A 19454-nucleotide genomic window follows, 5' to 3' on the forward strand; every position below is an offset into this window, starting at 1 on the left:
CGTTTTTGCTCACTTCCATGGGTAACATCTCCTTTATGGATATTGTTACCAATTACACGGAAGTTTAAACGCTCTCGAAGGAAGTACCTCAAACTCCAATTTACCGTTTGGTGTTAATAAGTCGATAAGCATTTACTGTCAACTCCATTATTTATTTTTGCGGATAATTCACCTAACATAGAACTATGATCCTCACACCTTAAGGCTCAAAGACTGTGCCAAGAGTGTTAAGTCACTAGGTTATCCTCTGATTCAATATTTCTTAAAATAATCCTTGAACATACAGCCTATTACAAATTAATAGCTTTTTCTTTTAACTTAGTACTTATCATAGTTATCATCCAATTAATTTTTTGCTGTACTCTTAAATCTGAGGCTTCTATTTGTTCTAATTTAAAGCGGCATAGTTTCAATTTTTCCTGACTGGTGTAGTGGAAGCAATCCAACATAAGAATGCAATCGTCACCAGAAACATATTCTTTCCGTAGTGTTAATTGAGAAGGCGTGCTGCAAGATAGAATAGAGCTTTCAAAATCCGAACGCTCTATAACAATTCTAGGGAAAATTGCAATTTTACTTTCAAGCTCATAGGCCTTTACCAAACCTGGGCCATACACTATATCGTTGTCATGATAAATTTTGCCCACTGCAATACCACCTCGGAGTAAAAGGCTGTACTGAGCTAATAGAGTTTGTGAAAACACAGAAAGAAGCTTTGTAATTTTGTTCATTGCACCACGCTCCTTCAGTCCAATGGAAAAGACCAGACTGTCGGAAATAGAAGTCATCATCATGCCTGTGATTTTTAACCTTTTTAGCATATCTCCCTGTCGTAGCACATAAGGAAGTTTTAAAATTGCACCTATATCCTCACACATCAAATCATTATTCACAAGATTCTTAAAACCTAAGATATCAATAAATGCTATTATTCTTTCTTCATACTTCATGATAGCCTCCAATTTTGGGGTTATATAATAATTCAAATTTTTTAATCCACATACATCGTGAAGAAATATAGGTCTATTTTTGTATATTTAGTTAATTCGAGAAATCCTTTGATATATTTTTATGTAATTGCCGGCAAGACCTAATTTTAACCCCTTCGGCTTATACTATATTTTGATAAGCATCAATTTCCATCTATGCGTCTTCCACTATCTCTGCCATTTGCTGATTCATGTATTCCTCACGGATTTGGTAAAGCGTCTTGCCGCTTTCTTTTAATACTGAAAAATCATATGTAGCAATATTGGACCATCCAAACACTTCTTTTAACCAAGCTAGTAATGATCTTTCCTTTCCGTCCACTAATATATTGCCGTTATTAAGCAAGGTTCCTTCATCGGTTCTTCCTTTTGCCACAATTATATCTCCTGGTTTGACAACTCCCCAACGAAGCATTTCATCAATTTTAGGTAGTGATCGGCGTTTGATGCCTTTGCTTTGTTTTATTCTCGATGGAGTTTTCTCCATTAAATTGACATAGTAATCATCATAGTTGGTTAGGGGCAGTAATTTTTCAGCCTTTAAAAATACTTCATTATTAATTTTATAAGGCGTGAGCTTAAAACAACTCATATCAACACCATTGCTATTTAACCAAGCAACTGCAGACAATGTCTGGTCATCATAATCCGATGCAACAAGAACAATCTTTTGTTTTTTATTGAAACTAGCTTCAGCACCATTAACTTTCAGAAATTCGTTTAGTTTCCTAAGTCCAAGCTCATATGAGGTCAGCTCACCAAGTTCAAATTCGCTTCTGTATTTTTCAATATAAGGTGCATAAACCTTTTTTACGAGATCATCAGCATCGACTACAGTCGCGTAACTTGCAGCATATCGGATGGCCTGAAATTCAAAAGCCTCTTTGCGGTTTTCAATATCTTTTCGATCTCTCTTAATTTCTATCAACACAATATTACCGTTATTATCAACAGCCGTAAGATCACTTCTTCCTAGACTTTCATTCTTCACTTGGCGTCCGACTATGAGCATTGACTCTTCATCATCACAAAGCATATCGATACTATTCCTTAGAAGTTCCTCTATATCATTTTCTTGCATTCCAAGTTCTGCAAACGTAACAGCTTCAACCTTTGATGCCTTTTTATTTTTTATACTGTACATTCTCTATTCCCCCGAATGACAAATTTATTAAGCGAATGCTGAAACCTACACTTCCTTTGATACCTTACTCTTTAAGCTATTGAGCTTAGAAAATCCCGGCTCTTATAGCCGATCCACTATGAATTGGATACCGGTCAGTACATACTAACACTCTTTTGGCTGCTGGGACTCTTATTCATCTTCCATCAAATCGCTCATCTTTTTGACATCATCAAAAGAGCAAGCTATATGGTCTAACGATTGGATATTAATATAAAGGGTCCTCTGAGTAATATTCACTGCTCCCAATAGAAAACAATACGCTTCTTTATTTACAAAATTTTCAATATTATGAACTGAACCTGTTTTATTATGTGAATTATCTATAATTTCTTTTCTTATTGAGCATTTGACATCTAAGTCTGAATTGTTAAATTTATCTGAAAAGTTTATCCAGTATTCATTCTTACTATTTTTTCTTATTATAGCCTTTCCATAAAAGACCTTTGTTTTCCACGCCTCTTCCTTATAAATGTTAGCGGCACCAAGTTCATTGAACAATGTGCCTAAAGAATATTCATAAGTCTTGCCAGACAGTTCAAGCGATACCTTTAAGCCATTAAAATCATTTTTCTTTTTAGCATGTATATATTTTCTCATTAAAGTGCTCAATAAAAAAAAATTGGATTTTCTTTGCGGTCTCTCGCTATCTTTTCCTGCTGTTGATGTACCTCTAAGGCTTGTTATTTGAGACGTTTGAGCCCTTCTATCATCATTTTTACCGTTAATTTTAGTTTCACTATGCCTTTTAGGCCGTTTTAAATGAAATATAATTTCTTCTCTAATTTTTGGTGCCTCTTTAAGCTCTGTTCGTTTTTTCTTCGTATCAGTATTATGTGGTCTCATTATTTCTGTACAATTGGCACTATGTTCACCATATACTTTGAAATGTTCACGAACCCTCATTTGCCACGGTTCTTTGTCCATGTTTACACAGGTAATTCGAGCAGAGCACTCCTGACAGCAGCATTTAAACTCAGTTTTATCATCAAGTTCCCCATTATCCCAGGCCTCATGCGCTTCTGATGCTGTCATAATTCTTTGTAATTTTAAACTAAACGCATATTCTACCTTTGCCATAAGTTCACCCAATTTCTATAGAAAATAAATAACTATGTGATAAAGCTAATAAAAAATTCCTCACTCTCTAAGCCGAACCCCTAACACCTTACTAGCCAAGTCTACCTGCTCATGATTCAAATCCACTTTAACCGCACCTAAACGTCTCTGCTCGCGCCACTGCATTAGATCCTCTTCTGTTTCCAATTTAAGCTCAGCAATCTCTGCTGCCCGGTCGAACATATACTTCGACGTGCACAGCACCGTATAAATCCCTCGCCCACCGGAAACGATCGGCTTCTCTCTCTTGATCCACTTCTCCACAGTAAATTTCACATACAGCTTATCTTCCGTACCCCGTCTGTAAGGACGCTCGGTGATTTCTTTACGCCGCACTACCTTCCAGTCAACCACTTTCCCATACCAGTGAATGCCGGTTTCCCCTGTGGATAAAAATTGACTTCGTGACTGATAAAGAGCAACATATTCTATTTGTGTTAATAACTTGTGGTCAGAGATATTTTCAAGAGGCATGTGGTAAAACCCGTGCTTTAATGCTAAATCTAACTGCGACTTTTCCCGCAACGAACCAACCATAACATTTTTGCCGCTCATTTGGTTCTGGTAATAGCTCTTCGTCCCCCGCGGCCGGGTAGAACGCTCATAGGCTTTCTCAGGACTATCCATGATGATCTCATCCAGGAATGCTTCCATCAGCTTTGTTGAGTTCGGCAAAAACGGAAAAGCCCCCACATTAATTAACTCAATGCTTTTGTAAAATCTATGCTCCTGAAACCGTTCCTCATCATGATATGGGAACAACACATAGGCACCAAACATGCTTCGTTCCAATTCACGACTATGAGTATCGGTGTACACTATTGCATCCCGGTAGCGATGCATCGTGTTGATGTCATCTTCCTCAGGACCCGGCATCCTGTAGTTTCTGAAATAAGACGTCCCCTCATATGCAGGATTCAAGCGATATTTGGCATCAAAAATATACTTATACTCCACCGCAGCTTCATTCTTTTTCAGTGTAAGTACATTGTCCGGCCTTTGGCCCAACGTTTCGCTATGATCGCCTTTTGGTAATGTATTGTAATAAAGGGTGAATATCTCCTCATTGACCGGGTTCCGATACACCATCTTGGCCTTCTGTGTTCTATCAAGGGTTACAAACAACCCCGTGCGATCGACCTTAATAATATCCTGGGTGAGAAGCTCATACTTCCGGCTAAGGAGATCATGAATTTTAAGAAAGCACCAATATTCATAGAGCTGCGCTAAGTCCTTCATGGAAATACGGAATAGATCGTTTTGAATGGACAAGCCTTTCATTATCATCAAATAATTCCGATACACTTCCCGATATCCCGGTGCCATTTGTAACACCAAAGAGATCGACATCTGCTTCATTTCGCCAACGTTTAGAAAATCCAGATTCAGTAGACGCTTTATTTGTGTTTGCATATATTCCAACCGCTTGGCCAACAACGGATCTTGTGAGCGGTTTTTCATCAATCTGCTTTTTATATCCTTCAACTTGCTCGAAATACGCAGCAGCACCCAACGCACAAAGCGATTCTCTATCGTGTTGTAGCTAATCTGCCGTTTCGTCTCCAATACACGGCTCGGGTAATAGCCTTGGTTGTTTATCGGTATGAAGCCAAGCTTCTCATCCGACACCAGCAGATGGGGACGTTTGGTTATAAAAGAGACATTTTCCTTCCCCACCTTCTTCGCGCGGGCTGCTTCTACAATTCGATTGTCTTTCTCCAGCTTAGAATGAGGAGAAGCCTTTATCCGCTCCACGGCTTGAACAAGCTGATCGAACACATGCTGAAGGATGGTAAAAAACTCAGTTAGACTTTGATTACGCGTCTCTTTAAGCCCGGTCAGATTGTATGTTTTTCGCAAAAAATCAAAGGATAGATTATAAATCTGCTGGTTCACATCTTTCAGGATCATCTGGTAATCATTTTTGTAGTCCATCTTTGCTGGAAAAACCTCAAGCTGAAGCTGAAAAATCGGCTGCCCATTCAATCTTAACTCCAAATCGGAAAGCCCAACTTCATTCTGAAAGTTCAGAATGCCAGATAGAATCGTATTGCCGAGAGGCTTAATCGATTGACGTAAGTTCATATTCTCGTGGTGAAAGGTTAGCGCTATATCCTGCTTCTTGTCGATAATGAGCTCATAGGACTGGGTCTCGAAAAATATCGGATAACTTGGGTCACCCATTTGCCATGGTGATAATTCTCCTAATTGAGGAGTAAATACAGATACCTTTTCAATAGACAGATCCGTGGAAAGAGTAGACACCTGCAATGAGGTATCTACCCATTTCCCTTCCTCCGTTCGATGAAGCTGCAAAAACTCCACCGTCGGATGAAACGGTTTGCCTTGAATATATAGATTGAACAGATTGGTCTCCACACGAAGAAGCTCAACGCTCTGACTAAGAGAGCCAATATGAGGTAAATCCATCTTCCTCCAACCTCCGTAACATGAAGGCGATTTTTCTAGCGGTTTGAGAATGCTTCGCCTCTTCATCTCCTTCACCAGAGCTCCATTTCTGGTAGAGGCCTGAAGCATCATCCATAAGATCATTTACTGCTAAATTCTTTCCTAGCGCTCCTTGCATCAGCTTTAGCAACACCCGTTTCACGGACAAGCTACTGCCCTGGACACGCGGAAGAATTTTCTGAAGAAGCTGCAAATCAAACGCCTCATCCTCAGTAAGCAATTGAAACCGTTGATTATAAACCATATAAAAACAAATGGAATCCCTAATCCGAAACCCGACCTGGGCATGAATCTCCTCTAGTATATTGTTGATCTTTACGAGCCCTTCTGTCGTTTTATGTACCAAATCACTATAATCCTGATACACATCTACCAACTTCAAATACTCGCTGCGTAAAAATTGATTATCGGCCACAACCACTCCTTGTTGCTCCGACCGAGGGTCACTTGGATACTGCTGTAAATTGATATAGTTAAACTCAATCGTATTGGCACGATCTAACACCTTTTTGCTAAAAGGATGCGTAGTCTCATCCATATTGACTGTTCCAATCAAATACACGTTATCAGGCAAAAATAAATCCCCATAGATCGGCTGATCCCCTGAACTTAAGGAATCTCGGTTAATCAAAGATGAAGTCACAATTCGATGGTTATTCCATTTTTGAGTTTCGATAATACTCAGCAAATCACTAAAATAATACTCCACCCTAGCCAAATTCATTTCATCAAGACAGATAAAATACGACTTATGTTGGTTCTCCGGTTGTGATGCCTTCACCAATACTTTCGCTAAACGGCCCGGACGAAAAGCTCCTGATAAGTCCTTGTAGCCCAGAAGATCAGATGGATCACTCCAATCCGGCCTTACTGGAATCAATGTGTATTGATCGTTACTCTCTGTTGCATCAAGTGCCTCAGCAAACAGCTCCACAAGCTTTGTTTTACCTGTACCGGATACTCCAGCCAGAATGACGAATGGTTTAGTCTTCAGAGATAAATACAGGTTCTCAATTAACCCCTTCGGATAATGAAACCCTCTTTGCTCGATATAAGCTTTGATTTGCTCAACTCGTGGCGACACCGTTAATGGATCCAATGGCTCGATCTCCTCATACTCGAAAGTAGGCTCATTCTCTTCTACTGGCTCGTGTGCCAGACTGTCCACATAAAGCTTATAGTTGTTCATCACATTTTCTAAATCAGCCAATAGCTGATCATCATCCGGAATAGAGCCCTGATCATAGCGCACATAAGCAACTGTTGATACCTGATAATCCCGCCCTAAACCGCTTGTGGTCAGGTAAATGTTGTCATCCTTTTGCATGCCTTCAAGTGGAAGCAGTCCCCGCATTTCGGTCACCTTTTGTTCAAGGTATCGGTAACCTTCTTTTTTGCCAAGCTCTTTTAGCGGAATGGTTACTCCCTGTAACAAGGTGAGGTATACTCTCTTCATATCCTCTGAAAATAGGTAAACGATGTACTCACCACGCTGTATCTTATCCGTAATTCGCTTATCCATAACGGCAATCCAGGGAATATTAGCCCAGTTACCCTGACCAATAGATCCTTGGATTTTATAGTTATCATCAATAAAGGGCAGCTTTCTTAATTGTTCCGGTATGGTTTGTCTAAGCAGCACGCCTAATGGATGATTAGCAAAAGCTTGTATTTTGGCGTCTAGGTAAGTATTTAAAATTTCTGATAAGGTATCTTGTAGTGAAAAGGCGGCTCCTAGCTCGTTAGATATCAGTTGGTTATTATAGCTGTCTAGCTCATTTAGCGCATATTCTTTTAATTCCTGAATTACATTGTCATCAAGCTGATCCATAATGGATGACTTAAAGGTAATAGTTTGTTGATCGTTATTGAATTCAAGTATCGATGATAACGCATCTATCGGTGTTTTAAGTAGTGTCCTCGTCTGCGCTAACGTATAATCATTCCAGTTTGAAGCTTCTCTCTGTGGCGGGGCATCTGCTGAATTCCCTGTACTACTCTGATGTCGGTAATATGCCAAAAACCGCTCAGCAATTTTGTTGAGCGGAAATATTAGATTGTGGTTCTCTTCATACTCATCGATAAGGGATAGAATAAGAACCATCTTATAGGATTTTTGTTTATTTCGGAATATATCAGAAAAATAATCGAGCATGTTGTTCCTCCAAGATTATGCATTCGCTATATTAGACACTATTCGAGAAAAGTGGGGTCTGTCAAATTCTGATTTCCCTTCATTATACGCCAGTTTGAATTCATCCAAATTAAAGCCTTTCACATCTTTTGAAAAAATCATTCGCTTAGTGGATTTTGTTGTGCCTTTTTGTCCATACGCACCTGCAATTATAGGATGGATATCTTCTGAGGTACACATCGAACAAAAAGTCGATTTTCCACTCCCAGTCTCACCAATCAGTCCAACAACTAATTGTTTCAAGATTTATACTCCCTTCTCACTTTACTTTTATAGTAAAATTTAATCAATTGTGATACAGCCATTCAACATTTATTATTTGTCTTCACCCTTCTCGCACACTAGGACGAAAATATTCCTATATACCAATAATAACCTATTTAAGAAATAATAGCTAAATAATATACCTAGTTCCACGAACAAGAGACCCCCGTAATTGGCAGGAGTCCCATCTCAATTCAGTCCTATTGACCTTATTTAATCACTTATCACATCTACCTGATTTCCTATCTCAACACCTATCAGGCCGATGCGTAGGCTAATTTGATTGAGACTATCATAACCAACGACCTCTTGCATGCCTGCAAGCGCTCTACCACCGACGGTCAGTTTCACACCCCCAACAACATCGGAGTACTTCATGGGTTAGGTTATTTATTATTCCACGATCTTCCGAATAGTTCATTCCCGTTAGGAGAAAGTTCTAGGACCTTTGTTTCCATTAATATTTTTTGACTCCCTGCTGTATATGCTTTTTTCTTATCAAATGAAATAAATATTTGCTTCTCTGATTGAAGGTACTTCTTCAATATTTTTTCTACTGCTACATCGGCAATTTGTTTTAAGACTACAGAATCATGAATTAGTATTGGCAATGCCGTTAGTTCCAGTACACTTAGATCATACACCACCATGTTCTTATAGAATGTACCTGTGCCAGTATCGTCAATAGTTTCAAACTTATACTGATTTTTATCAAAAGTAATAACAGGTGGTTTCTTTTGTTCAGAGTATATATAATCATTAATCTCCTGCATCTTGGTGTTAATTTCTATTTGAAGTAGATATAATTGATCTCTTCTCATTTGATCTCTGCGGGCTTTGGTATCATCTCTAGATGTTTTAAGACTTATTGAAGTTAAATAAGCTTTGTTTTCACTTTCCAATTTTTCGCTCATTTTTTGTATCTCTGAATATTTTGTTAGTATGGCTTTTGATAAATTTGGTATCTGAATAATTTTCTTAATACTTTCTTCAATCGTATCAATTTCATTTTGTGATACGGAAATTATTTTGTTCAACTCTTCTTTCTTTGCCTTCAATTCTGTCTTTAAAACGTTCCTTATCTCATAATGAAATTTCTCAACTTCTGCAATATTTCGTATATTAGCATCAGGAAAGAATCGTAACAAATCATCAAACTGTTCAGATCTTATTGGTGAATTTTCTTTCATGTTATTCTCGATAGTTACATATTGAGAATAATATTTGCTTCTCTTTCTCTTTGCAATGGAAAGTCTTTGTTTTAATTTGATAACTTCTTCTGCTTTTTCTGAATCAATATCTAATAAATTATTATCCAGATCTTTTGAAATTTGTTCTTTTATCTCTTCAAGTTGGGTAAGTTCTTTCAAGTTTTCATTATATTTTCGTTTACCAATCGAGGATACAAAGTTATACCTCTGTGCATTTCTATAAGCACTTAGTTCTGTTTCTCTTTGCTTTAATAAGTCCTCCAATTCCGAGATTACGCTAAACAATCCAAACAACTTTAATAGTGCATTTATTGGCGCTCCAGCAGCTTCATTATGAACAATATCTAAAGGACGCTTTTCATTTAGGTTTTCTTTCCCATAAATTCGCGAATATCTCCCAACTATATCTCGGAAACTAATATTTGGGAGGTGTATATTGTATCTATGCTTTAAAAATTCGCAATACTGAGAGAGAGGTATTTTTGATACAACATTATATGATTCGTCACACTCACTTACAAATTCCAAATCTTCGGTGTCTCTCAAAAAGTAGTATTTTTTTTCTTGAAATATAAAGCAAAACTTTATTGTATGTTTGCCCACATGTCTTTGAATCTCTGCGGACTTTAAAATATAATCTTTCCCACCAAATACAAAATCTATAATCATTAGAAACGTAGACTTGCCAATGGAATTACTCCCAATGTCATCTCCTAATACAGTATTTAATGTAGGAAGGAATTCAACTCTCTTCTGTTTGAACTGATCGCAAATAATTTCAAATAACATTGTTAACTCTCCTCGAATCAAAACTGTATTCTATTTTTCCTAATGCATACAGACAATCGAGTGCATCTAGAAATTCGGTGATATTTCGAAATTTACTGATGACACTAGAATATAAATCAGAGAGGGAAAAATCCTTATCATTTTCTATTTCATTCATGATAATGGGAAGTTTACTAATAATACTTTCATTATAAGTATATAATTTATTGGGAAATTTCATGAAACACCTCACAACTCTGAACAAAATACGATATGACTGCTTCGCAGGCTTCACTTGATGAACCATTTGATTTGGATTTCAGCCATTTTACGAGTGCTTCAAATATCTCACTTTTACTAACAATTTCTTCATCACATTTTAAGAAGCTTGATCTAACTTCAGAAGCAACTAAATCAAAGTTTAATTTATTCTCTTGATCTAAGTTCTGAAATGTTTCTTTAATTAGATTGAAATAAACACAAACGTATGTTTCTATTTTAGCTTTCAAAATGGAATATGTCATCTCAATCTTACTAGAAATTTTTAATGCCTTATATTCCAACTCCATTTTTTGTAGCGTTACAGGATCAATACTCATCAATGAATTGATAACTAATACTATTTCTTCTTCTACGTCTTGATGTGAGGTGGATATCTTGGCTTTAGAAGCAGCCAATAGACGTTTCTTGATCTTAACTAGTTTCAAATATTCTTCTTTAGTCTTATGATCGTCATAATATCCATGACAATCCTTACACAGAGCTACTTTATTTTCAAACTCTTCGCAGTTAGTACCTAGTCTTTCAAGCCCCTGAAGTTCTTTTACTTCATGGGGGATTGGACTATTCGGATATATATGTGCAATTTGATACTTTTTGTTCATACGTTTACCTTTTTGTATGAGCAAGTAATTTCCACATAACGGACATATTCCATCTACCTCTAGCAAATGTGCATTATCCGTATTTTCTGTGATAGAGACTCTTGCTATGAGATAAGGATCATTTAATTCTGGCATTTCCAATATAGACCCTCCATGACTTTGAATTAATGCTTTATATTTCTTTTCTCAAAATGAATCTGCCTTCTCAGCACCGCAACGCCTTTTATGTTTCTATTACCATCCTTTTCGTATCTTTCAATTCTTCCAAAAAAGGTTACTTCTATAGGCTCAGCTTTTCTCTTGGCTTCATCTAATTGTTTCAAAAAATTGGTGAACATCGGTTTAAACAGTTTGATTTGCGTAAATGTCTGAGAAGTGGTTTTTGAGGATATGGATGTCTTCATTAATTTAATATGAACCCACTCGTATCCATTATTATCTACATATGGTTGACCCGTTGAAGCATAAACTCCTCTTAAGCAAACCAGTTCTTTTGGTGATTTTGTTTGGAATTTTTCATAAACTTTATCCCACTCTTCAAAATATATATCCATCCACCTTGCCGTGATTCCAAAAAACTTAAACTCAAGATAATTCTGAACTTTATTTTGCTCAAAATATTTAGATATTTTTGCGAAAGCTCTTGCTGAGTTTATGTAGTCTGATAGTTCGCCCTTACTATTTGAATAATTCCCCGGTGATTTTTTAGTTTTAGGATTCTCCGATTTCTGCTTTTTAGGTATTAAGTCTTGAGATAATAAATCCATTAAAGATTTTTTTAATTCAACAGGGATGTTAACCCTAATAACAGTTTCTTTATCAAGGACAACACCCGCTACTTTGCTCTTACGAAGTGTCTGAGTTTGGTTGTTAGATTTATTATAAGGACATTCTCCACCGTCATATTCTAAATGGTTCTTCTTACCTTTTTTCAATCGTAAAATTGGTGCAACATATTTGTCCTGCTTTATATACGTTCCTACAAAACTTAAATCAACATGACAAAACTCACATTTAAGTGATTCATTTAAGGTTTCATCCAATTGAATATCATCGACTGATACTCTTCCAGCAGTAGGGTGTAGTGCCCAATTCATCTTCATTTTTGAACTCATACTAGCCCTCCACATTTTGGTTTGAAATACTTGATGTTTCCCGCTCTGTTTCGCTACCGGAATCACGATTTAGCGATGTGCTAAATCTACAATAATCATAGCCTATTTAAGTTTTAAACTCCAGAAAATATTCCTATTTTCGACAAATAGAAAGACCCCTGCAAGCGGCAGGAGCCTCATTTTTAATTAGTCCTATAGACCTTACTCAGTCAATATAACCATGTACACCTGATTTCGCACCCCACACTTATCGTCCTGATAAACTGGGGAACTTGATATTGTTCGGACGAACATCAACTCTGCCAATGATTATCCAAAACAATTTCTTCCACTGATCAACGGAAGCCTCATCGAATACCCTCCGCTCAATTAATTACTTGGGTTCAATAGCGTTGCATTAAATATCCATGCATATTAGGTAAATGGGTTCATATCTAAAATCAGTTATATATTTACAATTGTTGCCCTCTTCCTTGTGCCAAAAAAATCAGTATCTGCATGAGAGCAAGTAATCCCATCATTTGGGATATATTGGTTTTCAAGGAACACCATGAATCGGGTTCATCATCGGGCTACTTTTTGACGCCCCTTGGAGCGACGTAGCGGTTTTCGGTGAATGACTTCCCGAAATGCTTCCCAGGAGCGGTATTTCATCACGTGCAGCAGTCGGGCTACTTCTCGCAGTGACTTGTTGGTTTCAAGCTCCATCTTGGTTAACAACAACAATGCATACGCAATGAGACACATCCAGATTTGATTCCACACGGCTTGTTCCTGCTCACCATAAAAGCGGGTTAGCTTCAAATGTTGTTTGATCCAGCGGAAAAACGTCTCTATTTTCCAACGATTGCGATACAAGTCGCCGATTTCCTCAGCGGTGAGATCAAAGCGATTGCTCAGGATCTGAATCCGGTTACCCTTGAGATCCAACGTTTCGATGACGCGAAACACCATGCGGGTCTGCTTCTTTCCCTGACCGAGCTTCACCATACGATCACTTGAAATGGGAGAGTCCGGGGCTAAGTCAAACTCATGGAGCGTCTCCATCACCGCGTTGTCCTTCAAGCGCGTGACAAAAAATATCCCATTCAGGCTGTATGCATTGAACTTGTCGTAATCCACATAGCCCCGATCAAAGATATACGTGACGCCTTGATCATCGATCAGCGTATCCATCTGCGTGCGATCCGCGGGTTTGGCGGGTGTAAGCTCTACTTTGTCGGGATATACGTTGTCCGGATCGCGAAAGGCTACACGTACATGAAGTTTGATCCCCGCTTTGGTTTTTCGGTATTCTGCCACTTGTATTTTTGGAGACAGAGGCTCACCGTGGTGGAATCCAGCAATTTGACCTCCCCGACACGCGAAGGATGGGGATGACTTTGCTGTGAAATTTGTTGGACCAGATCACAAAATAGCTGCTGAAGAATCTCGGGTGACAGTTTGTTATTCTTTCGGGAAAGCTGGGAGGTGCTGATGCAGCGCAGACCAAGTTCCTGCTGGAAGGCTTCGTTATGACAAAGATTCGCCGCGATATCTCGCAGCCCCCGATGCTGCTGAAGCTGAGCGTCGATGAAAATCAGTAGATAAGCCAGCGTATCCAGCTTTTTCACGTAGCGATCCTCACCGGTTTCAAGTGTCCAATTCGAAATGAGGATTGTATTTAAGGGAGCTACCCATTTACGAAATGATGAAAATAGTGTATCCTTGTCCATGCGTGATCTCCTATATTAGGGATTTGGACAGGATTACCTGCTCCCCTAATTATGGAGATTTTTTGTTGAAAGGACATGCATTTTAAGGATGATTTGGAACGAAATAGTTTTTTTCGATGTGAAATTTTTATTCAACGCTATTGATAAATTAAACAACTTTCGGAAATGTGAAAGTTCCATTTCATTTTTATTTTGAAACTGCCTATCAGCAAAATAACACTTCTCAATAATACTAGAAACATATGTACCTAATATTTTTTCTTTAAAGAAACCCATCTTAGTATTTTGATCCTTTTCTCCAGAAAGCTTTTCATACCTACTTTTTAATTTTTCAAAGTCCTTGTCTAGCGACTGACTAAAAGTAGTAGAAGTAACCTCAAATGAATATTCGAAATAGATTGAACAATGGTTAAGATCTAAATCCATAATATAGTCAGCAAAATCCCCAATCTCTTCATTAGTCTCATAATCAACTCTTAGCTGAACGACTGTTGGTAAAATAAGAAGTTTCTCTTTCCCAGGAGCTGCATCTAAACAAAAAAGATCATTTACTATCGCTTGAATTGTTTTCTCTCTATCATCATTTTTCTCAAAATGATTGATAAAGATTGAGTATGCCTGATCAACCCATTCTTTTGAGAGAGTTACAGGTATATCAGAAACACAAAATTCCGTTTTCGAGGAATTTAATATATTTTCTAAAAGCTCAATTAAAGATGTCTTCCCGCTGTTGTTTGCACCAGCCAACAAAGTGACGTCATCAGCCAATGATAGCGATGTCTCTATAAACCGTCTGTAATTTTGTATCGAAACTTTTTTTAGCTTCACAAAAATCCCTCCATAGACATTAAATATGTTGGTCTTGGTAAAATAGATACTACATGTCTATAGTACCATACAATCGTGAAAATATTGGAATAAATGTGCGAATTTTGTCTATGTATGAAACAAAAAAACGCCTTACAAAGGCGCTCTCTTGAAATTTCAATCTAACGATTTTAGGCTAATTAATACTCCCTCCCGACGTGTCTACACACTCGACGTCAAAACCAAGGTCCAGCACGACCGAAACCTCAATTGTTTCCTTTAGAACCTTATTTTTGAAATCGGGGCCATCCTTCGTAAAAGTCATGAAACCCGCAAAGTGTTGAAAACAAAGGATTTCTACGTATCTATTCGTTGCATTCCTACTACGGCCTCCACATGCACCGTATGCGGAAACATATCCACTGGCTGCACCTCGATAGTCCTATATCCCCCATCCTCAAGTACCCGCAAATCCCTTGCCAGTGTCGAAGGATTGCAAGACACATACACCACCCGCTCCGGCTTCATCTCGAGGATCGTGTCCAGCAGCCTCGGATCACAGCCTTTACGCGGCGGATCGACAACGATCACATCCGCCTCAATGCCCTGTTCCTTCCAGCGCGGGATGACGTCCTCGGAGGCGCCGACCTCGAACTGGACATTGCTCAGGCCGTTCAGTTCGGCGTTGCTGCGTGCGTCGTCGATGGCTTCCTTCACGATCTCGACGCCGTACACCTGATCCGCGTGCTGCGCCAGGAAGAGCGAAATTGTGCCGATGCCGCAGTAGGCGTCGATGACGGTCTCCTTGCCGGTCAGGCCGGCGTATTCTACCGTCTTGCCGTACAGCACTTCCGTCTGCACCGGATTGACCTGATAGAACGAGCGGGCTGAGATGGCGAACTGGACGTTGCCGATATAGTCATAAATGACGTCCCGGCCCCACAGCACATGCGTCTCGTCGCCGAAAATAACATTGGTCTTCTTCGTGTTGATGTTCTGCACGATGCTCGCCACCGCCGGGATCTGCTCCCGGATGCTGCCGATCCACGCGTCGCGGTGCGGGATGTCGCGGCCGTTCGTCACGAGCACGAGCATGAGCTCGCCGGTGCGGAAAGCAGTCTTCACGACGACATGCCGCAGCAGGCCGTGTCCGGTCTCCTCGTTGTAGGCGCTAATGCCAAGTTGGCTGCCGATCTCCTTGACGCGGGCGACCACCTGGTCGTTGCGCTCGTCCTGGATGAGGCACGCCTCCATGTCGATGATGCGGTGGCTACCGCGCGCGTAGAAGCCGCCGATGAGGCCGCCTTCTGCCGTACCGATGGGCACCTGTGCCTTGTTGCGGTAGCGCCAAGGGTCGCTCATGCCGAGTGTCGGGTTCACTACAACACCCGCATCACTTCCCGGTTCGCCAGCCGCCCCGCTGTTGTCCGCTACCTCCAGCTTCCCGATGCGCTCCAGCACGTCCACGACATGCTGCCGCTTCCAGGCCAGCTGCCCTTCGTAGCTCATATGCTGAAGCTGACAGCCTCCGCACTGGTCATAGATCGGGCAAGGGGCTGCGATCCGGTCGGAACTGGCCTGTACTACGTCCAGCAGCTTGGCATAGCCGTATTGCTTCTTCGTCTTCAGCACCTTGACGCGAACCTTTTCCCCGGGCAGGGCTCCGCCTACGAAGAGGGTATACCCCTCAATCCGGCCCACACCTTCGCCGTCATGAGTCATGCCGATGATGTCGATCACGGCTTCATCGTTCTTCTGCACAGGCACCCCAGCCTGAGCCGCAGTAGCATGTCCACTCACAGACGCATCACGGCCACCATGAACCTGCAGATTTGCTCTATCTCCAGCAGCAGCCTTCGCTGCGCCTTTATTCTTCTCCCCGATTACCGCTTCGCGCTCGCTATGAGCCGCCACCTTCGTTCTACCCTTATCTCCTGCACCAGTCTCCCGAACCGCCTTATTCCTCTTCCCGTCTACCGGCTTTCTTCCATCAGCCCGCATCTCTGGCTGGCTGTTCCGGCGGCTTTTTCCACGGCCGCTACGGTGGTTGTTCATCTCTCAGGTCACTTCTTTCTCCATATGATAATTACAGTATTGCCCCATACTTATCTTCCAACTCGAAAAATGCCGCCCTCCCCAAGGGAGCAACGGCATACCTTCGTGGTACCAGCTTTCATTGCAACGATACTTCCGTCCGCCAACGATCAGCGGAACACATGCAAATGCCGGGGCAGGTTGCGGAAGGTGGCTGGCAGCGTACCGCCAAGCTCACCGTCCAGGTTAAGCAGCACATGGCCCGGTGAAGTGACTTCCATATAATCCGTCTTGAAATGCACGATTTTCTTATCATTCACATGCTCGCCGCGCAGCGCCAGGGATACCAGCCGGATCATCTCGGCCAGATTGCACTTGCGCACCGCGATCACGTCCAGCAAGCCGTCATCAATTGTCGCCCCCGGCGCCAGCTTTTCAAAGCCGCCAACTGAGTTCGTATTGGCGATGAAGAAGAGCATGAACTCGTCATGCAGCTCCTCCTGCCCTGCCGCCCGGATGTTCAGCTCCTGCGGGGCGAGGCTGACCATCTTCTCAAGGCCTTTCCAATAATAGGCCAATTGCCCGATCATGGTCTTCAGCTTGCTCGGCACCTCATAGGTCAGCTCCGTCAGCGTGCCGCCGCCGGCGATGTTAATGAAGTATTTGTCATTGGCCTTGCCGATATCAATCGGCTTCGCCTCCTGCTTGATGACAAGGTTACAGTAATCCTCCCAATATCTCGGGATGCCGAGCGCACGCGCAAAGTCATTCGTCGTTCCGACAGGAAACACGCCAAGCGGCGGGCGGTTCTCCTTCTCCGCCATGCCGTTGATGACCTCGTACAGCGTACCATCGCCACCGGCGGCAATCACCAGATCATAATCGCCGCGCTCTACCGCATCTGCGGCAGCAGCCGTGGCATCGCCTTCGCCGGTTGTCGCATGGACCGAGGTCTCGATGCCCCCTTCGTCGAGGCGCTGCAGTATATCGGCCAGACGCCGTTTCATTTCCTCACGCCCTGAGGTGGGGTTATATATCAAGCGAGCTCTCTTCATTCCGTTACTCCACCTGTGTATTCGTATTTATCAACGTTTTTTCATCATCCAAGGGAGGTGTGCAAACCTCTAATGCTCACAACCTGTCAGGCCATGAGCGAATGTCATTTTTTACAGCTTCCTTTAGAATATAATGATAACGAAAAAAATCGCATTTTACAAACCGTATACCATGATTCCGTGCCAGGAAGAGCGCATTATTCACGCTATATTCCAGAGTGCACAACAGGTACGCTATGACTCAGGCAGTTAATACTGTCCATTCTTCCCCGCCGCACGCAAAAGCCCGGATATCTGCTGCTCCATCCATATCTTCAGCAGCGGATGCGGCAGCAGCGCTTCTCCCGAATAACGGTAGTCCAGCCCTTCCAATCTTCCGGGAATGACCTTGGCGGTGAAGAAGCCTGAGCTGAGGAACAGGGGGAAGACGATCACGTCATATCCCTTTTCCCTGCTCCAAGACTCCGCCTTGTCCCTTACGCTGTCCGGATTCAGCAGAGCATAATCACATGCCGTGCCGCTGATCGCACTCACATCAGCCGCCAGGGAGGACATACCCCGCTCCCAGCGCTGCCGGAAGCCGTCGTGCACGCTGCCGTGTCCTACCAGCAGCACCACCTCCCGCTCAGGCTGCAGCGACATGCCGCGCACCTTCTCCCACACCATTGCCGCCACATCGGGACCGTGGTCGATGGGGGTGCCGAAGTATACACGTGCGCGAACCCGAAAAGGCTCCAGATCTGTTGCCTTCTCTGGAACCTCCTTAACGCCCAATGCATAGCTGATTTCGTCCACATGTGTGCTGCCTGACGAAACGAACAAAGGCACCACGAGCAAATCCGTGGCACCCGTTTCCTCCAGCCGGTCGATGCCGTCCTGAATAAGCCTTCCCTCCACATGCTCCAGAAAAGACACTGCTACCGGGCAACCGTCCGGCAGCTGCAGCTGTCCGGCGGCCTCATCCACCAGTTGAACCCAAGCGGGCGCAGGTGAACCGTGGCTGATGATCAGAACGCCCGGCTTCATGTTAACGGCCCAGCCGTTCCAGCGTCATTTTATAACCGTCATTGCCGTAATTCAGGCACCGCTTTACGCGGGAAATGGTAGCCGTGCTGGCTCCGGTCTCGGCTTCGATCTGATTGTATGTGCTGCCTTTGCCCAGCATGCGCGCAACCTCCAGACGCTGGGACATGGACTGAACTTCATTGATCGTGCACAGATCATCAAAGAACACATAACATTCCTCAAGATCCTTAAGCGTCAAAATGGCCTCAAACAATTGGTCAATACTCTTATCATTAAGCTTCTTCAGCTGCATAGATTATCATCCCCTAGGAATACTTGTAGCTTCATTGTAACTGAGGGACGGACAGTTTTTCAAGCGTTAACGGTTTCACGCATTACAGAACAGAATCGTCAACAACTCATGACCCAAGTCACGAGCTTGTCTCTGCCTACTTCGTAGACAGTGTTTGCGCTTCGCACAAGCCTTTTAGACTTATTCCTAACCGGTAGTGCGAACGCACCTTATCGTGCTCCTACCTTAGCGTGTTGGAACATCAGGACGGTCGACCTCGCCCCTACAACAAGAGCTATACTCCTGCTGTACCTGTACCGATGTACTCGATTCCTTTGCGGTACAGATTC

Annotated in this window: 17 protein-coding genes; all 17 read right to left on the reverse strand. The window is 42.0% G+C overall.

From position 1 onward, the window contains the following. Nucleotides 1–290 precede the first annotated feature (290 nt). The 17 genes from ACE41H_RS24050 to ACE41H_RS24130 all read right to left on the reverse strand — a co-directional run bounded on the left by ACE41H_RS24050 (nt 291) and on the right by ACE41H_RS24130 (nt 19125). On the reverse strand, nt 291–950 hold the full coding sequence (locus ACE41H_RS24050) for a hypothetical protein (RefSeq protein WP_375358102.1): 660 nt from the start codon (nt 948–950) through the stop codon (nt 291–293). A gap of 193 nt (nt 951–1143) precedes the next feature. Next, nucleotides 1144–2133 (reverse strand): hypothetical protein, encoded by a 990-nt coding sequence (locus ACE41H_RS24055; protein ID WP_375358103.1) that lies wholly within the window; start codon nt 2131–2133, stop codon nt 1144–1146. A 171-nt stretch (nt 2134–2304) separates the two neighbouring features. Then, on the reverse strand, nt 2305–3252 hold the full coding sequence (locus tag ACE41H_RS24060) for a hypothetical protein (protein WP_375358104.1): 948 nt from the start codon (nt 3250–3252) through the stop codon (nt 2305–2307). Between the two features lie 60 nt (nt 3253–3312). Continuing rightward, on the reverse strand, nt 3313–5721 hold the full coding sequence (locus ACE41H_RS24065; protein ID WP_375358105.1) for a DUF2357 domain-containing protein: 2409 nt from the start codon (nt 5719–5721) through the stop codon (nt 3313–3315). After that, nucleotides 5693–7915: an MrcB family domain-containing protein gene (locus ACE41H_RS24070; protein ID WP_375358106.1), complete on the reverse strand. Its 2223-nt coding sequence runs from the start codon at nt 7913–7915 to the stop codon at nt 5693–5695. Before ACE41H_RS24070 ends, ACE41H_RS24065 begins: the two co-directional genes overlap by 29 nt. 15 nt (nt 7916–7930) lie before the next feature. Continuing rightward, a complete protein-coding gene (locus tag ACE41H_RS24075) occupies nt 7931–8197 on the reverse strand; it encodes a hypothetical protein (protein WP_375358107.1) in 267 nt (88 codons plus the stop codon). Between the two features lie 407 nt (nt 8198–8604). Further along, nucleotides 8605–10218 (reverse strand): DUF2326 domain-containing protein, encoded by a 1614-nt coding sequence (locus ACE41H_RS24080; protein ID WP_375358108.1) that lies wholly within the window; start codon nt 10216–10218, stop codon nt 8605–8607. Further along, complete coding sequence (locus ACE41H_RS24085) at nt 10208–10504, reverse strand: ABC-three component system middle component 7 (protein ID WP_375358109.1); 297 nt, start codon at nt 10502–10504, stop codon at nt 10208–10210. The genes ACE41H_RS24080 and ACE41H_RS24085 overlap by 11 nt, the downstream gene beginning before the upstream one ends. Further along, nucleotides 10422–11216 carry an ABC-three component system protein gene (locus ACE41H_RS24090; protein WP_375358117.1) on the reverse strand — a complete coding sequence of 265 codons (795 nt, stop codon included), beginning with the start codon at nt 11214–11216 and terminating at the stop codon, nt 10422–10424. Before ACE41H_RS24090 ends, ACE41H_RS24085 begins: the two co-directional genes overlap by 83 nt. A 29-nt stretch (nt 11217–11245) precedes the next feature. Then, complete coding sequence (locus tag ACE41H_RS24095; RefSeq protein WP_375358110.1) at nt 11246–12196, reverse strand: hypothetical protein; 951 nt, start codon at nt 12194–12196, stop codon at nt 11246–11248. Nucleotides 12197–12760: 564 nt separating this feature from the next. After that, a complete protein-coding gene (locus tag ACE41H_RS24100; RefSeq protein WP_375358111.1) occupies nt 12761–13498 on the reverse strand; it encodes an IS4 family transposase in 738 nt (245 codons plus the stop codon). Next, nucleotides 13447–13911, reverse strand: coding sequence for a DUF4372 domain-containing protein (locus tag ACE41H_RS24105; RefSeq protein ID WP_375358112.1), 465 nt, complete (start codon nt 13909–13911; stop codon nt 13447–13449). Before ACE41H_RS24105 ends, ACE41H_RS24100 begins: the two co-directional genes overlap by 52 nt. A 45-nt stretch (nt 13912–13956) precedes the next feature. Further along, entirely contained in the window at nt 13957–14739 is a 783-nt protein-coding gene (locus tag ACE41H_RS24110; protein WP_375358113.1) for an AAA family ATPase, read from the reverse strand. A gap of 336 nt (nt 14740–15075) precedes the next feature. Beyond that, a complete protein-coding gene (gene rlmD / locus ACE41H_RS24115; RefSeq protein WP_375358114.1) occupies nt 15076–16773 on the reverse strand; it encodes a 23S rRNA (uracil(1939)-C(5))-methyltransferase RlmD in 1698 nt (565 codons plus the stop codon). Nucleotides 16774–16922: 149 nt separating this feature from the next. Then, nucleotides 16923–17807 (reverse strand): diacylglycerol kinase, encoded by an 885-nt coding sequence (locus tag ACE41H_RS24120; RefSeq protein WP_375358115.1) that lies wholly within the window; start codon nt 17805–17807, stop codon nt 16923–16925. 249 nt (nt 17808–18056) lie between these two features. After that, nucleotides 18057–18833: a sirohydrochlorin chelatase gene (locus ACE41H_RS24125; RefSeq protein WP_375358116.1), complete on the reverse strand. Its 777-nt coding sequence runs from the start codon at nt 18831–18833 to the stop codon at nt 18057–18059. Between the two features lies 1 nt (nt 18834). Beyond that, the gene (locus tag ACE41H_RS24130) at nt 18835–19125 is read right to left on the reverse strand and encodes a YerC/YecD family TrpR-related protein (protein WP_355324665.1); all 291 of its coding nucleotides are present in this window, start codon (nt 19123–19125) and stop codon (nt 18835–18837) included. Between the last annotated feature and the right edge of the window lie 329 nt (nt 19126–19454).

The sequence above is a fragment of the Paenibacillus enshidis genome, assembly GCF_042136365.1.
GTDB classification, from domain to species: Bacteria; Bacillota; Bacilli; order Paenibacillales; family Paenibacillaceae; genus Paenibacillus; species Paenibacillus enshidis.

Coding starts and splice junctions, on each gene's coding strand:
- ACE41H_RS24050 (WP_375358102.1), bottom strand. CDS start 950: ATGAAGTATGAAGAAAGAATAATAGCATTTATTGATATCTTAGGTTTT.
- ACE41H_RS24055 (WP_375358103.1), bottom strand. CDS start 2,133: ATGTACAGTATAAAAAATAAAAAGGCATCAAAGGTTGAAGCTGTTACG.
- ACE41H_RS24060 (WP_375358104.1), bottom strand. CDS start 3,252: ATGGCAAAGGTAGAATATGCGTTTAGTTTAAAATTACAAAGAATTATG.
- ACE41H_RS24065 (WP_375358105.1), bottom strand. CDS start 5,721: ATGGATTTACCTCATATTGGCTCTCTTAGTCAGAGCGTTGAGCTTCTT.
- ACE41H_RS24070 (WP_375358106.1), bottom strand. CDS start 7,915: ATGCTCGATTATTTTTCTGATATATTCCGAAATAAACAAAAATCCTAT.
- ACE41H_RS24080 (WP_375358108.1), bottom strand. CDS start 10,218: ATGTTATTTGAAATTATTTGCGATCAGTTCAAACAGAAGAGAGTTGAA.
- ACE41H_RS24085 (WP_375358109.1), bottom strand. CDS start 10,504: ATGGTTCATCAAGTGAAGCCTGCGAAGCAGTCATATCGTATTTTGTTC.
- ACE41H_RS24090 (WP_375358117.1), bottom strand. CDS start 11,216: ATGCCAGAATTAAATGATCCTTATCTCATAGCAAGAGTCTCTATCACA.
- ACE41H_RS24095 (WP_375358110.1), bottom strand. CDS start 12,196: ATGAGTTCAAAAATGAAGATGAATTGGGCACTACACCCTACTGCTGGA.
- ACE41H_RS24105 (WP_375358112.1), bottom strand. CDS start 13,911: ATGGACAAGGATACACTATTTTCATCATTTCGTAAATGGGTAGCTCCC.
- rlmD (WP_375358114.1), bottom strand. CDS start 16,773: ATGAACAACCACCGTAGCGGCCGTGGAAAAAGCCGCCGGAACAGCCAG.
- ACE41H_RS24120 (WP_375358115.1), bottom strand. CDS start 17,807: ATGAAGAGAGCTCGCTTGATATATAACCCCACCTCAGGGCGTGAGGAA.
- ACE41H_RS24125 (WP_375358116.1), bottom strand. CDS start 18,833: ATGAAGCCGGGCGTTCTGATCATCAGCCACGGTTCACCTGCGCCCGCT.
- ACE41H_RS24130 (WP_355324665.1), bottom strand. CDS start 19,125: ATGCAGCTGAAGAAGCTTAATGATAAGAGTATTGACCAATTGTTTGAG.